This window comes from Wolbachia endosymbiont (group A) of Nomada flava, assembly GCF_964027055.1.
GTDB classification, from domain to species: Bacteria; Pseudomonadota; Alphaproteobacteria; order Rickettsiales; family Anaplasmataceae; genus Wolbachia; species Wolbachia pipientis.
In genome coordinates, this window is sequence record NZ_OZ034725.1 from 780,537 (window position 1) to 795,106 (window position 14,570).

General features: G+C 35.9%; 13 protein-coding genes and 3 pseudogenes. 3 read left to right on the top strand and 13 right to left on the bottom strand.

What is annotated here, in order from left to right; genetic code table 11:
- Positions 1–87: 87 nt before the first annotated feature.
- The 3 genes from AAGD70_RS04060 to AAGD70_RS04070 all read right to left on the bottom strand — a co-directional run bounded on the left by AAGD70_RS04060 (position 88) and on the right by AAGD70_RS04070 (position 2,910).
- Positions 88–591, bottom strand: a complete 504-nt coding sequence (locus AAGD70_RS04060; RefSeq protein ID WP_065094754.1) for a protein-disulfide reductase DsbD domain-containing protein — start codon at positions 589–591, stop codon at positions 88–90.
- A gap of 287 nt (positions 592–878) precedes the next feature.
- Positions 879–2,528: a chaperonin GroEL gene (gene groL, locus AAGD70_RS04065; RefSeq protein ID WP_065094753.1), complete on the bottom strand. Its 1,650-nt coding sequence runs from the start codon at positions 2,526–2,528 to the stop codon at positions 879–881.
- 100 nt (positions 2,529–2,628) lie between these two features.
- Positions 2,629–2,910: a co-chaperone GroES gene (locus AAGD70_RS04070; protein WP_173862895.1), complete on the bottom strand. Its 282-nt coding sequence runs from the start codon at positions 2,908–2,910 to the stop codon at positions 2,629–2,631.
- A 168-nt stretch (positions 2,911–3,078) separates the two neighbouring features.
- On the opposite strand from AAGD70_RS04070, the gene AAGD70_RS04075 reads away from it, so the two are divergent.
- Both AAGD70_RS04075 and AAGD70_RS04080 read left to right on the top strand, forming a co-directional pair.
- Positions 3,079–3,885, top strand: coding sequence for a YgfZ/GcvT domain-containing protein (locus AAGD70_RS04075; protein ID WP_065094752.1), 807 nt, complete (start codon positions 3,079–3,081; stop codon positions 3,883–3,885).
- A gap of 225 nt (positions 3,886–4,110) precedes the next feature.
- A pseudogene (locus tag AAGD70_RS04080) lies at positions 4,111–5,326 on the top strand (IS256 family transposase).
- A gap of 64 nt (positions 5,327–5,390) precedes the next feature.
- Here the strand turns inward: AAGD70_RS04080 and AAGD70_RS07795 are convergent.
- The 10 genes and pseudogenes from AAGD70_RS07795 to AAGD70_RS04125 form a co-directional block, all read right to left on the bottom strand.
- Positions 5,391–5,555, bottom strand: a complete 165-nt coding sequence (locus tag AAGD70_RS07795; RefSeq protein ID WP_081600772.1) for an IS3 family transposase — start codon at positions 5,553–5,555, stop codon at positions 5,391–5,393.
- Positions 5,545–5,820, bottom strand: coding sequence for a DDE-type integrase/transposase/recombinase (locus AAGD70_RS04085; protein WP_082942384.1), 276 nt, complete (start codon positions 5,818–5,820; stop codon positions 5,545–5,547). Before AAGD70_RS04085 ends, AAGD70_RS07795 begins: the two co-directional genes overlap by 11 nt.
- A gap of 124 nt (positions 5,821–5,944) precedes the next feature.
- A pseudogene (locus AAGD70_RS04090) lies at positions 5,945–6,151 on the bottom strand (IS3 family transposase); the annotation flags it as partial.
- 21 nt (positions 6,152–6,172) lie between these two features.
- Entirely contained in the window at positions 6,173–6,457 is a 285-nt protein-coding gene (locus AAGD70_RS04095) for a transposase (protein ID WP_038198869.1), read from the bottom strand.
- 118 nt (positions 6,458–6,575) lie between these two features.
- A complete protein-coding gene (recJ, locus tag AAGD70_RS04100) occupies positions 6,576–8,315 on the bottom strand; it encodes a single-stranded-DNA-specific exonuclease RecJ (RefSeq protein WP_065095138.1) in 1,740 nt (579 codons plus the stop codon).
- Positions 8,316–8,375: 60 nt separating this feature from the next.
- Entirely contained in the window at positions 8,376–8,609 is a 234-nt protein-coding gene (locus tag AAGD70_RS04105) for a hypothetical protein (RefSeq protein WP_010962507.1), read from the bottom strand.
- Positions 8,606–8,809: a hypothetical protein gene (locus tag AAGD70_RS04110; RefSeq protein WP_082941427.1), complete on the bottom strand. Its 204-nt coding sequence runs from the start codon at positions 8,807–8,809 to the stop codon at positions 8,606–8,608. The genes AAGD70_RS04105 and AAGD70_RS04110 overlap by 4 nt, the downstream gene beginning before the upstream one ends.
- A gap of 600 nt (positions 8,810–9,409) precedes the next feature.
- Positions 9,410–10,660, bottom strand: a complete 1,251-nt coding sequence (locus AAGD70_RS04115) for a cbb3-type cytochrome c oxidase subunit I (RefSeq protein WP_174525415.1) — start codon at positions 10,658–10,660, stop codon at positions 9,410–9,412.
- Between the two features lie 113 nt (positions 10,661–10,773).
- Positions 10,774–11,606, bottom strand: a protein-coding gene (locus tag AAGD70_RS04120; protein ID WP_264718686.1) for an IS5 family transposase whose coding sequence is annotated in 2 segments (ribosomal slippage) — positions 10,774–11,240 and positions 11,240–11,606 — 834 coding nt in all. Because the reading frame shifts where the segments join, the coding sequence is not laid out codon by codon here.
- A 3-nt stretch (positions 11,607–11,609) separates the two neighbouring features.
- Positions 11,610–12,908, bottom strand: a complete 1,299-nt coding sequence (locus AAGD70_RS04125; RefSeq protein ID WP_065095349.1) for a Na+/H+ antiporter NhaC family protein — start codon at positions 12,906–12,908, stop codon at positions 11,610–11,612.
- A 229-nt stretch (positions 12,909–13,137) separates the two neighbouring features.
- Between AAGD70_RS04125 and AAGD70_RS04130 the strand changes: the two are divergent.
- Positions 13,138–14,553: pseudogene (locus AAGD70_RS04130) on the top strand (ABC transporter ATP-binding protein); the annotation flags it as partial.
- Between the last annotated feature and the right edge of the window lie 17 nt (positions 14,554–14,570).

The following is a 14,570-nucleotide window of genomic DNA, read 5'->3' on the forward strand; positions in this document are numbered from 1 at the left end:
GTAGGCCCAAGTTCCTCACATAGTGAACAAAAAAGTAAATGAGATTCCAGTGTCACGCACTGGAATGACACCTACCCCATGAGAACCCTATTTTTCATACCACTCATTTATAAGTTCATTGACATCAGAATCTATAAAATTCTTCAGTGGCTGTTTGATTTTTATCTCAGCATTTTTAGGGATGCACCTATCTTTACATATCGCATAATTTATATGGAAGTTAAGGTCAATATACCCTTGATTTGAAAACACATTCATCTTAAAGGGAAATAACACCATGTCCTCATATACGTTACTGATAAATATCTCTCTTCCTACTTTATCTCTATGTTTTTTTGGAGTAGGCCAGTAAATATCTATGTTTAATGTGTTACCCTTACAATCAAAAGAAGTGGGAAAACCGAAATCTCCAGGATCTTTATAATATATGTGCCAGCCTGGTTTTACTGTAACCCTTATTGCACCTTTGAGAGTGAGGCTTGCTTCATTTATCTCGCCAATAAGTAAATCAAATTTTGCAATTTCCTCGTCAGCATATAGTTGAGTGCAAGAAAAAAATAAAAACAATATTAAATATATATGTATTTTCATTAAGGTAAATTTCTCCTTTTATAGAGAAAGTGATTTAGATTTTAATTATTATATTTAATAGCATTATATAGATTATTTATTAACATAGCATTATACTAGCATAAATATACTAGGGATTATAGTTCTTTTATGCTGCCTTTTTGTTATTAGACAACCACAATATAAAGGAGTGAAACGGATGCAAACAGTGGTGCCTTTCTGCACCAAACGTATTACCTTTAACGAATAGTAAAATGTGAGATTTTTTGGAATTACCGTGGAGCAATTGCTCCACGGTTTCATTCTACTTAGAATCCACCCATGCCACTCATTTCTCCTGCACCCATAGGAGATGAAGCATTTTCTTTGCTTGGTACATCAACTATCATAGATTCAGTAGTTATCAGCACACTCGCAACAGATACCGCTGTTTCAAAAGCGATACGAACCACTTTTGCTGGATCAATCACACCAGCTGTAAATGCATTAGCGTAATTCATAGCCTCAACGTTGTATATAAGCTCTTTATCATTCTGCTTAATCAAATAGTCAATTATAACAGCAGATTCAAGACCAGCATTTTTGACTAACCTTCTAATTGGAGCACTGAGAACTTTCTTGATAATGTTTATGCCTATTTGTTCCTCGTCACTTGCACCTTTTAATTTGTCGAGAACAGATGAAGCATAAAGAAGCGCAACCCCACCACCTGGAACTATACCTTCTTCAATTGCAGCTCTTGTTGCATGCAGCGCATCTTCGACTCTATCTCTACGTTCTTTAACTTCCACTTCAGTTGCTCCACCAACTTTGAGCACAGCAACGCCACCTGATAATTTCGCTAAACGTTCTCTTAGCTTTTCTTTATCATAATCAGAAGTTGAAGTTTCAATTTGAGATTTAATCTGCTCGATTCTAGCTTTCACACTGTCAGAATCGCTATTTTCGCTGACAACTGTGGTATTATCTTTAGTAATTTTAACATTTTTAGCCGTACCAAGATCATCAAGCGTGAGATCTTCCATCTTGATTCCAAGTTCATCTTTTATGACATACTTAGCACCAGTCAAAGTTGCTATATCTTCGAGCATCTCCTTTCTTCTGTCACCAAAACCTGGAGCTTTTACTGCAGCAACTTTTAAACCACCACGCAATTTATTGATAACTAAAGTGCTTAATGCTTCACCTTCGATATCCTCTGCAATAATAACCAAAGGTTTACCAGATTTAACAATAGCTTCAAGAATAGGAAGTAAAGGTTGAATAATATTTAATTTTTTCTCTGTAATTAATAGATAAGGATTATCAAGCTCCACGATCATTTTTTCATTATTTGTAATAAAATACGGAGAGAGATAACCGCGATCAAATTGCATGCCAGTAGTCAGCTCAACTTCTAACTCTTTTGAACCTTTACTCTCTTCAACAGTTATTACACCCTCTTTTCCAACTTTTTTCACGGAATCAGCGATACTGTTACCTATATCCTTATCACCATTTGCAGAGATTATTGCAACTTGTGCCACTTCGTCTATTTTCTCTAGAGAAATTGTACGAGACATTGACGCAATTTCCTTTAATATTACATCTTTTGCCTTCTGTATTCCGTTTTTAATACCAACACGATCGTTTCCAGCAGCAATTGATTTTGAAGCTTCTATTATCATGTTGCTAGTTAGTATTGAGCACGTTGTTGTACCATCACCAACTTTGTCGTTACATTGAGAACAACTTTGTGCAAAGATGCTTGCTATCACAGCGTTTAATGGTTTTTCAGGCTTGATACCCTTCATCACCTTATAACCATCTTTTGTAATTTCTGGTGCTCCATAGGGCTTATTAATCCCTACTGTTTTTCCTCTAGGTCCCGCAGTTATTGCTACCGTTGAATCCACTATTGCTGCGACTTCACGAAAGGCTTCTTGCAACTGCTCACCTGATACTACTACATTAGTCATTTTTATCACCTCTTGTTAATAAAAAATTTAGAAAACTATAATAAAACCATTTACAATGCGCTATGTTGCGCTTTGTTTCAGTTTAGTAAAATAAAGACTGCTACTTAATGACAGCAAGTATATCGGATTCCTTCATCACGATAAGCTTCTCATTATTATGTTCTATTTCTGTACCAGCCCATTGGCGATAGAACACTTTATCACCAGCTTTCACAGTTAAAGTTACGCGTTCGCCACTTGAATTGCGTGAACCTTCACCAATTGCTATAACTTCACCTTTAGTAGGTTTCTTTTCAGCACTTGATGGAAGCACAATTCCACCTTGCTTTTCTTCGCTAATAGGCTTGATCAGCACGCTATCATCTAATACATTTAAACTTATACTTGACATTTGTTTTTCCTCATCAACAAATTAACTTATAAGTTTATATATATATACTCGTAAGTTAGATTTCAAGGGCTGGAGCTTGTAAAATATGCACGCCAAAAGCAGTTTTTAAAAAGAGCCTAATGTTATATAATAAAATTTAGATTTATTTATAGAGATTTCATGAGTTATATACCATTCTTAAGTCGTGGTGTGATAGTGCTATATGGGCCTGACACTAGAGATTTTCTGCAGGGTATTATAACCAATGATATTAATAAGTTGGATAGCCAAAAAGCCATTTACTCTTTATTGCTTAGCCCTCAGGGAAAATATCTATATGATTTTTTTCTTATTGAATATGGTAAATACACCCTCTTGGAGTGCGAAAACATGCACTTGCAGCAAATAATCGAGAAACTGGATTTGCTTAAAACTTATTTGAAAGTGAAAATTAAAGACGTTAGCGCACTATATAAGGTTGGAGTTTTGTTTAATACTAAGTTGGCGGAGTGTAGTAGTGAATCACAAGTTATTTTTCAAGATCCAAGGCACAAGCTGCTAGGAATGAGGATCATACATAAAGATGAAATGAAAGAGCCGGTTGGGGATTTTACTCAGTATGAAAAAGTTAGAATTCAAAACCTTGTTCCAGATGGAGCGAAAGATATGGTGCAGAATTCATCATTTCCGCTGCAATTTTTAATCAATAAAGTAAACGGTATAAGCTTTAATAAGGGGTGTTATATAGGTCAGGAAGTCGTAAATCGAATGAGCAGACAAGAAATATTCAGAAGAAAACTTTACCTTGTTGAGGGAGATAACGCACTTCCAGATATTGGCACTAAAGTAACGAATGAAAATAATGAGGAAATAGGGGAACTGCGCTCTAGTGTAGACAACATTGGACTTGCATTGCTTAATACTGGAAAGAGCCATGCAAATTTATATGCAGATGGAGTTAGGTGCGTTAAGACGTTGAAGTCTTAAGGTAGCGCATATAGAAACGAAAAACTTGCTTGACACCCTTCGCCAGCGCCCTTATCATAACAGTGAAGCTATTTCATTTAACTTCGCAATCTGTGCAGATTAAAACGACAAGGACTCCTGATATAATGTTGAACATTTTTTTTCTGCATTTCCGGGAATGTTCAAAAAAGTGTGTCAAACCGAAAAAAAAGTAATAAATTGATATAAAAAAATGGAGGTTTGACAATGAGTCAGAAAGTAGTAAACAGAACTACCGGTTTGGTAGATTACAAAGAACTGGAAGCAAATATACTGTCATCAATAAGGGAAGGCAGACCATTAACAGGAAGAGATGGAGTATTTACACCATTTATAAAAAGACTGCTGGAGGCAAGTTTGGAAGGTGAAATAGAAAATCACTTATTAGCTGAAAGTGAAGAGAATAATCGAAGAAATGGGAGAAATGGAAAGACTTTACGGACAAGTGCAGGTTCATTTGAGCTTTTGACGCCTAGAGATAGGGAGGGAAGCTTTGAACCCCAAATAGTCAAAAAAAGGCAAACAAACCAGAGCTTGAAACGAAGATTTTGAGCACATTTGCCAGTGGTATGGGATACAGAGATATAGCATCGCATGTAGAGGAGATTTATGATCACAAAATATCTGCAGCAGAGATATCAAGTATTACCGACAAATTGCTACCGATAATCAACGAATGGCGTAGTCGCCCGCTGCAGTCTGTATATCCGATAGTGTTCATGGTTTTTTAAAGTCAAAGAGGACGGACATTGTGTAAGTAAATGTATGTACAATATATTGGGCATAGACCAAAATGGCAGAAAAGAAGTATTAGGTTTTTATTTGGCTGAAAGTGAAGGAGCTAACTTCTGGTTGGGAGTACTAAATGATCTCAAAGAAAGAGGAGTAGAAGATATTCTAATTGCCTGTGTAGATGGGCTAAAAAGCTTTCCTGCAGCCATAAATAGTGTATTTCCTAATGCAGAGGTACAGCTATGTGTGGTACATCAGATACGCAATTCTCTAAAATATGTATCTAGCAAAGATGTGAAGATTTTTATGAGTGATTTGAAAAAAGTATATCAGGCTTCAAGTAGAGAAATTGCTGAAAATTATCTGCTTGAGTTGGAAGAAAAATGGGGAGAAAAATATCCACTAGTCATAAAATCCTGGCAGAATAATTGGATCCGGCTATTTCAAGTATTCTGGCCCAGTCAGGAGGCTAATTTATACTACCAATCCTATTGAGGGACTGCATAGACAGATTAGAAAATTTACTAAAACTAAGGGCTCATTTACCAGCTTGTATAAACAGGTATATTGTGCTATAAAAAAGGCAGAGCAAAATTGGACTATGGCCATACCCAATTGGGCTTTAACTATATCTCAACTTGATATCTTCTTTCCCGGCAGATTGAAAATTGACCTTACCCAGAAAAAGTAGAGAGAAAGTTTGGAATGTTTTTCACAAAGAGAATGATGAATCAAAATGCTCAGGAATGCAATAGTTAATAGTGACGTTGTTTGTTATAAAAAATTTCTATATATTCAAATATAGCAGTTTTGATATGCTGTTTAGAGTGCCGAGAGGTGTCTATTGGTAACTCCCTTTTTAGAGAACTGAAGAAGCTTTCCACAACAGAATTGTCGTAACAACAACCTTTATGACTCATCTATGTTTTTTATGGATAAGAGATATTGATAACCTTGCGAAGTATATTGTGAACCTTGATCACTATGTAATAGTAGATTTTTGGCAGGTTTACGCTTGTTAACGGCCATTAATAAAGAGTCCATAACCAATTGTTTATTTATTGAACTGCTCATTGACCAGCCAACTACCATGCGTGAATATAGATCGATTATTGTTGCCAAATATAGCCATCCTTCTTTGGTTTTTATATAAGTAATCCCATACTTTATTTGGTTGATCGACAATAAAGTTTTGGTCTAATATATTGGGAGCTACGACTCTACTGTCCGTTTGTTGTTTCTTAATTTTAAATTTTCTTCTCAATATAGCCTGAATACCATTTTTCTGCATAATACTTTGCACTGTTTTTAAGTTGCAACTTTTACCCAAAGCCTTTAATTCAGCATGAATTTTAGGAGCTCCATATCTACATTTAGAAGCTTGATATATTTTTTGAATATCTGCTAATAACTCTTTATTTGCTGATTCTCTACTGCTTATTTTCCTTGTAGTCCACTTATAGTAGCCACTAGCAGAAAACCCTACATAATTCCTGCACTTTATAGTGTTTACTATGCTCTTTTATGAAAAAATATTTTACTCTTTTTGACTGGCCAGGGCTTTTTTTAAAATGTCTCTTTCTCTTGTTACTTTTGCTAACTCTTTCTGTAAATCAAATCTCTCTTTGTCATAAGGTGCTACATCTGGAAATGCATTTGCCGCTGACTTTTTTTCGTTATATTTCTTCATCCATTTTCCTAATACACTATCCCTTATTCCTAGATCTCTTGCTACTTTTGCAACTGGTTGACCTACCTTTCTTTGTTCATTTGCCAGCTTAACAGCTTCCAATTTGAATTCTGCCGTATATTCTCTTGCCATTTCTAATCCTCCAAAATTTTATTTTACCCGAAAAAACTCCTTTCTTTCTCTCCACTTTTTCTGGGTAAGGTCAGTTTATCTTGTCTACCTATTTTGCCACTCTGCTGAACAGATATACTCAACTAATGGTCAATACATCTTCTATTAAAAATTGTACAAATTTATTGCCATTCCAGTAATTCATAGAGATCTTACCCAAAATAGCTTTAACATTACCCTGCATGATAGCAGAGCCAAGATGAGTATTTGCAGAACGAAATGCAATAGCTCTTACCATAACATTATCATCAACAATAAAACATTTTATATGGTCAACTCCTATAACTTCAGGCTTTCTTATCTTTGCTCCTTGGATAATAAACCTTGGTTCAGGATTTCCAACTCCAAATGGTCCCAAGCGTTGCAATTGATTCCATAAAGACAAATTTATTGCTTTAGCAGTTACTATACTATCAGCTTTTAAAGTTTTCTCATTTATAGAGTTTGAAAATCTTTCAGTAAAAAAATCATGCAAATCATTTATTTTGTCTTCTTTAATTGAAAATCCTGCCGCCATACTATGGCCACCACCTTCAATAATCAAATTTATAAACTTTGCGGAAAGGACTGCAGCACCGATATCAACTCCAAAAATTGATCTACAGCTTGCTTTTCCTATTCCATTATTTAAAGATATCACTACTGTTGGCAAGTGAAACTGCTCCTTTAGCCTTGATGCAATTATACCAATTATTCCCTGGTGCCAATTGCCACTTATCATTATAAAATTCGCACCTGATTGGGCAGACTTTTCCGCTTGTGCTGTAGCTTCCAAGAGAGCCTCATTTTCTAACACTTTTCTTGCATTATTCAAATCTATTAATTTTAGCGCGATTGAATGTGCCTCTTCATCATCATCGGTGGAAAGCAACCTTGCACCAAGCGATGCTTCTCCAATTCTTCCTCCAGCATTTATGCATGGCCCAATACTAAACCCTAATCGAGAAACACTTGGTTTTTCAAGGATTCCCAAAACATCAAATAAAACACGCAAGCCAACGTTTTTTCTTGTTGACATAACTTTTAATCCTTGTGAGACAAGTGCTCTATTGAGGCCTGTGATCTGCATAACATCACAGACAGTTCCCAGGGCAACCAAATCCAGCAGATCAAATAAATCTGGTTCTTTTTTGTTGGTAAAAAATCCTTGCTCACGTAGGCTTTTATTAAGAGCAACAATTAGCAGAAATGAAACTCCAACTGCTGCTAGGTTATTATAAGGAGAGCTCTCATCAAGGCGGTTTGGATTCACAACTGCTACGACGCTTGGTAATTTTTCCGTACCAAGATGATGATCGACAACTATAATATCAAGACCAAAAGCCTTTGCATCTTCTATCGGTTGATATGCAAGCGTACCGCAATCAACGGAAATACATAAATCAATTCCATTCTTTTTAAGTTGTAATAAAGCATCTGTGTTTAATCCATAGCCCTCATCAACACGATCTGGAATGTAGATTATAGAGTGTATATCGATTGCTCTCAGGTACCTGTTAATCAATGCTGACGACGTTGCACCATCAACATCATAGTCACCAAATATTGCAAGGTTTTCATCATTTTTTATTGCCCGTATTATACGAGAAACAGCTTTATCCATATCAAGAAGGTGAAAGGGATCTGGTAATAGCGATCTGATTAGTGGATATAAGAAGTCGCTTGCATTTTCTATGTTAACACCACGAGTAACCAATATTCTTGCTAATATTTCTGGTAACTCAAATCTCTGTGTAAGAGTTAAGATTTGCCTTTGATCTGCTTCTTGCAACTTCCACAATGCATTTGTTATGCTGCGCTTTTCAATTTCAAGTAGCATATTCTTTCTTTGTAAATAAAACTACTTTACCAGAATTTTTAAGCTTGTTCTATAATTGTATTAGACTTCTGCATAACCTAAACTAAGTAGAAAAAAGGTATCATCTAAGTAGCTGACACTGGTCTCCATCCAAGAGGGCAGTAGCCCCTTCGGTGTCATTCCAGCGCGTGACCAGGTCTTTTTAGCTATCATAGGATGACAGAAGCAGACACTCCACTTTGTCGTTCCAGTGCCTCCTTTTTTTGTCATTCCAGTGCCTTGACTATTTGGATCCAGGAAAAAGAATGGTGTCATCCCAGTGCCCCTATGATGTCATCCAAGTAGCCTCCCTCTCCTGTCATCCCAGTGCTCCTTTTTTTGTCATCCCAGTGCTTGACACTGGGATCCAGGAATTTTATTAAGTTGGTAAGCATAAAAGTATTATGTAAAATACAACGTTCTTGATGGGATTGCGTGAAATGCTGGATCCCAGTGTCTGGGCACTGGGATGACAAAGGAGGACAGTGTCAGCTACTCGGATGACAAAAAAAGGAGCACTGGAATGACAGCAGTCCTACGTCATACCGCCGCGGTATCTCTAGATCCCGCTAACAAGTAGCGGGATGACGATTGTCGTTTAGCCATAAATATTAAGAAATTTACCAAATGAAAAAAAAGGCAAAAGAAGCCCCGTGGTTGGCTAATTACTTACATTATACTTTCAAGTATGGCGTTTTTTTATTCTAAACGTTTAATAACCGCGATTCAGTTGCTTTTAAACCGCAACTAATCTAAATTATAAACGTTAAGAAATTTACTAAACAGAAAAAAAGGCAAAAGAAACCCCGTGTTAGCTAGTTGTCACTCTCTAATCCTGCAAATTGGCGTACTATACTGTCTTAAACGCTATATAAGCGCGTTTCGGCTTATATAGGTAAAAACCTAGAAATGTTGTGAAGACATAAGGTGCACATAGTGCAAAAAATTAAAAATAAGACGCCAACTACGTTGTTTTCTTGCTGTTTAATCTGCACAGATGAAGATAAATAAATAGCTTCAGTACCATGATAAGGGCGCTGGCGGAGTTTGTCAAGTAAGTTTTTTGTTTCTATGGGTCAGTTGGTACGCGCTTTGCCTTTTAACAGATGTAAAAGCACAATTATTACGAACAACATTCCACCAACAACTGATATAGCGCCACCTATAATGAAGCACGTGCGTGCTAACATTGATGAAATACTTGGCAGATCTGCAACTTTTCTTAAGGCACCATATCCACCAAGCCACACAAGACCAGTGATATGGAGAAAATGCCCTATACTGTAGGCATAAATCTGTAATCTTACCATGGAGTTTTTTACCTCTTTAAAGTTTAATTTGGGTAACAGCCAATAAATGAAATTCATAAAAGCTATAGTGATCCCAACTACAGAACCGTGATAATGAGCGGGAATGGTGACATTTCCTTCAATAGTCAACACTCCGAGCACATCTCCATAAGTGAACAACAAAAATGAATGTAATAAATAGTTGCTTTTATCATTAATAAAATTTCTGATGTTGTAGCACACTAATATTATCAAAAAGCACGGCAAAACTGCTCCAGCAATCCTCATATGCCAAGTAAAAAACTGTATTAACTTGGCACTATCAACTGGACAAACAAAATATATAAACGGTGCGCCTACAGCTAAAATTGTGTTTATAAATAGTGGTAAAATAGTAATTTTACTGTTTGACGCTAAACTAACATCACTGATTATTAAATACACTAAAAACATTCCTTGAGTAAAAGCAAACTGCAATAAATGTCCAGCTCCCCAAAAGAGATATTCGTAAAATAAATTATTATCTGAGTGATATAGACCTGGAGGCATATTATTATATGCTAAAACAAAGCAAAGAAATGACGATACAAGTATAATAACCAGCCCAATTTGCCCCACAGAGAGATATGAAACCTCTTTTTTTGATGTGTATGCTAGCATTGTATTTACTAATATACTGGCAATAAACAAACTGAGTCCAAACAAAAATAATTTGTTTTGTAACACGGGAATATAGTTATTTTTGATAACTTCAGTGTTTGGAACGAATGCGGATATAAACATGAGCAGCATCGAAAGGGTTGATAGAACCCATGAAAAGTTAAACCAACTATTGGTATTTTGTAGGTTTATGATAAAGAGCAGAGATATTATAGAGCACATCCACGCTAAAATTGACAAGTTCACGTGTATCACCAGCGCATTATCAAAAATATATTGTGCAGAAGGAATAAGAGAAGAGATAAAAGGCAATCGTAGAAAAATAACAATTATTGACAGTAACCCAGAGCAAGCAAGAGCACATACTGCCAAGAACATCCATTTTCTACAGAGCGGAGCGTTGTCTTGTATGTTAAGCACAATCTTTTTTCTCAATTTTGTTCAATACAATGTATAACACTGCAATAAGAGGTTGTCCACAAACCAGTAAATCAAGCATATTCCCTACTTAACATAACTTTACTCATAGCCAGATATATGAAACTTTCAGTAGATGTTGTAAGTAAATCGTACTCCTTTGATAGCCTTCTATTTCTATTGATCCAAGCAAAAGTCCTCTCTACCACCCACCTTCTCGGCTGTACTGAAAATCCAGGATCCCGTTGTGGCAATAGTTCTAGTGGTGTATCTTTATGCACCCAAAACCTACATGGAGGCCTTTTGACAATTTCAATATCTATCCCATATTCTCTCTTTACGTAATCCTTTAAATCTTTTCCTTGGTATCCCATATCAGCCCACATTTTCTTAATATTGCTGTATTTTTCCTTCATATTGTCCAATGCCATCTTCACCCCATCTCTGTCATTTTCGCTTGCAGCTCCTACATAGCAACCAAGCACAAATCCTTGAGTATCTGTGATTATATGTCTTTTTCTCCCCTTTACCTTTTTCGCACCATCATAACCTTTGACCCCCCTTTTTCCGTGGTTTTTACCGATTGACTGTCCACTATGCATGCGCTCGGCTCCTCATTTCTTCCCATTTTTGACCTACTATATTTAGTGATATCATAGTTCATTTTCTCAAAAATTCCCTGCTTCTTCCATCTTCTAAACTGTTCATGCACAGCCTTCCACGGCGGAAAATCGTGTGGTAAATAGCGCCATTGACATCCTGTGCGCAGTATATAAAGAATTGCATTTACTATCTCACACTTACTGTATTTTGGTGGCCTTCCTCCTTTCTTGTATGATACTCTGAAGTGTTTTTCTATTCTTGCCCATTCCCTTTTACTTAAATCTGTTGGATATTTTTTCCTCATCTCTTACCTCAATATTCTTTCTTTATATACTACGTATTCCTTGGTTTGTGGACAACCTCTAATACCTAAAACATAGCAATAGTATACGTGTGGCACGACTGCCAAAGGTGAAACTCCAGCAATAGTGCTAGCCAAAAGCAATTGAGCGCCATACGGTATTAATCCTTGAAATACACAAGAAAATATGCTTAGCCATGCTGCACTATAGTGAGGCGGTATTTCATATTTCTTAGCAATATCTCTAGCAATTTCACCGCTAAAAATTATAGCGATGGTATTATTTGCAAGTAAAATATCAAATATACTGACTATTTTTGCAATAAATAACTGCGCTGTTTTTTGTCCACCACGTTGTATCATAACCCAAGATGAAAGTTTATCTGCAAACTCCTTAGAATTTTTACCTACCAGTCCTGAAAGCCCGCCAACCATTAATGACAGTAGCATAATTTCATGCATACTCATAAACCCCTTAGTGATATTTTGGCTTAAAAACAATAAACCATAATTGTTGTTATTTATAAATCCAATGATTCCAGCAAAAGTTATGCTTAAAACCAATGCCGTAAATACATTAATTCCAAAGTTTGCAAGCAATATAAGTATTATGTAAGGAGTCACAAGCAATAAAGAATACTCCTTAACTGAAATAGCAGCACTATTGCTTGAGCTATAAAATAATATAATTATTGTGAATATAGAAGCAATTAGTGCCACTTTTGCATTCAGTTTTAATTTTTTCTTTATATCAGCCTTTTGAGACATCACAGATGCAATTGTAGTATCAGAGATAATAGATAAATTGTCGCCAAACATTGCTCCTCCTACAACAGTTGCAACTCCTAAGGAAGGAGAAATCCCAGCTTGTGTCAGTTCAACTGCAATAGGAGCAATTGTTGCAATGGTGCCCATTGATGTACCAATAGCAGTGGAGATGAAAGCTGCTACAAAAAATAATCCTATGAGTAAAAATTGTGTTGGTATAAATGAAAGAGCCAAATTAACTGTGGCATCAGCACTACCGATTGCTTTAGTTACTTCACTGAATGCACCTGCAAGTAAAAAAATGATGCACATAGTGATAATATTACGATCTCTTACCCCATCTAGAAAGGCATACATTTTTTCTTCAGTATTGCCCTTGTATAAAACCCAGCCCAGAGCTATGGCAGGAGCAATGGCTACCAGTGGAGATAACTGATAAAAAGCATTTGACACGCCAAGAACAGTAAAATATATACCACTTCCTACAAAAAGAAATAGGAACAGTAAAATAGGCAAAAAATTTGTAAGATAAAACATACCTCTACTCCAGCTCTGATAAACGCTATCAACTATGATATAATTTATATTATTATAAACCACAGTTAGCACCTTGACCAAGGTTTTTCTAGAAAGCAATCTACCAGAAAAGGTTTCCATGAAAAGGACTATTATAATATATCATCTACTTGAATAAAACTGGGAGATAGAATAAGTAAAAAATATGAATGACATAACAACAAAGCAGGTTGTATCTTTCATCTTGAAAATGCTGCGTCCATTTCTGTTTCATATTGGGATAGTATTACTGACAGCATTAGTCTGGGCTATCGATATTTCCTTTAATCCATATTTAATAAAAGTTATTATAGATCGTATCAGTGCAGATGATCTTTTTCGTAGCATAGCAACTCCTGCTATATCCTATGTACTAATACTATTTTTACTTGAGTGTATGAATAGATTATACAACTATTTTTTTGAAATTAAGATGATCCCTAATCTCCGTAAAAACATTGTTGAATCGAGTATTGCCATATTATTAAATCAGGATAATAGCTACTATCAAAATAACTTCTCCGGCAGTCTTGCTAACAAGGTTAATGATTTGACAAATTATATTCCAGATATCATGCAAATTATGGCTGACAGGGTCATGGGTCGTGCATTAGCGCTTAGTATCGCAATTTACTTTTTATGGCAAGTAAATATTAATTTTGCTTTATTGATGTTGACTTGGTCTACATTATTTGTTCTGTCTTCCCTCTTACTTGCAGGAAAGGTAACGCGTCTTGCAGATGCATGGTCAGAGCTTGGCTCAAGCATTACTGGTAAAATGGTAGATGTCTTCTCAAATATCATGTCTGTAAGGTTATTTGCCAGCAAATACCAAGAAAGATTATCTTTGCGAGCTACTCATAGCGAGGCTGTTAAAGCAGAGCAAAGACTTCAGTGGCTGTATACGTGGATTTTTACTTTCTATGGCTTCTTATTTCTAATCATGCAAATACTTAATTTATATTTCCTAATTAAAGGAAGAGGGCAAGGGTCAATTACTGCTGGAGATTTTGCTTTTGTTCTTACTGTTAATATAGCAATAGCTAATTTTCTTTGGATGATAGCTAAAGATTTCTCACAATTCTCTAAGTCATGGGGAAGGATTACTCAAGCTTTGAGAACAATTACTTCAATCCCTGAAATCCAAGATCAGCTAAATGCAGCAGATCTGGTCGTTCAAAAGGGGAAAATTAGTTTTGATAAAGTTCATTTTCATTATAAAGATGCAGAACCAATATTTGAAGACAAATCCATAATAACTAAGTCTGGTCAAAAAGTAGGACTTGTTGGTTATTCAGGTGCTGGTAAATCAACATTTGTAAACCTGATTCTTAGGCTTTATGATGTACAATCTGGAAAAATTTTAATTGATGGACAAGATATTCGCAATGTAACCCAGGATTCTTTACACAAAAATATTGGCATGATTCCACAAGATCCATCACTTTTTCATAGAACTCTGATGGAAAACATTCGCTATGGAAAAACAGATGCTAGCGATGATGAAGTAATTGAAGCGGCAAAAAAAGCACATGCTCATGAGTTTATTTCAAAATTACCCTAAGGTTATGAGTCTCTCGTTGGAGAAAGAGGTGTAAAACTTTCAGGAGGACAGAGGCAGCGTATTGCAATTGCAAGAGCTAT

What these genes read in the sequence shown, in the direction of transcription:
- AAGD70_RS04105 (WP_010962507.1), bottom strand. Translation starts at nt 8,609, where the DNA reads ATGACACCATTCTTTTTCCTGGATCCAAATAGTCAAGGCACTGGAATG.
- AAGD70_RS04115 (WP_174525415.1), bottom strand. Translation starts at nt 10,660, where the DNA reads ATGTTCTTGGCAGTATGTGCTCTTGCTTGCTCTGGGTTACTGTCAATA.
- recJ (WP_065095138.1), bottom strand. Translation starts at nt 8,315, where the DNA reads ATGCTACTTGAAATTGAAAAGCGCAGCATAACAAATGCATTGTGGAAG.
- AAGD70_RS07795 (WP_081600772.1), bottom strand. Translation starts at nt 5,555, where the DNA reads ATGAGTCATAAAGGTTGTTGTTACGACAATTCTGTTGTGGAAAGCTTC.
- AAGD70_RS04125 (WP_065095349.1), bottom strand. Translation starts at nt 12,908, where the DNA reads ATGTTTTATCTTACAAATTTTTTGCCTATTTTACTGTTCCTATTTCTT.
- AAGD70_RS04060 (WP_065094754.1), bottom strand. Translation starts at nt 591, where the DNA reads ATGAAAATACATATATATTTAATATTGTTTTTATTTTTTTCTTGCACT.
- AAGD70_RS04095 (WP_038198869.1), bottom strand. Translation starts at nt 6,457, where the DNA reads ATGGCAAGAGAATATACGGCAGAATTCAAATTGGAAGCTGTTAAGCTG.
- AAGD70_RS04075 (WP_065094752.1), top strand. Translation starts at nt 3,079, where the DNA reads ATGAGTTATATACCATTCTTAAGTCGTGGTGTGATAGTGCTATATGGG.
- groL (WP_065094753.1), bottom strand. Translation starts at nt 2,528, where the DNA reads ATGACTAATGTAGTAGTATCAGGTGAGCAGTTGCAAGAAGCCTTTCGT.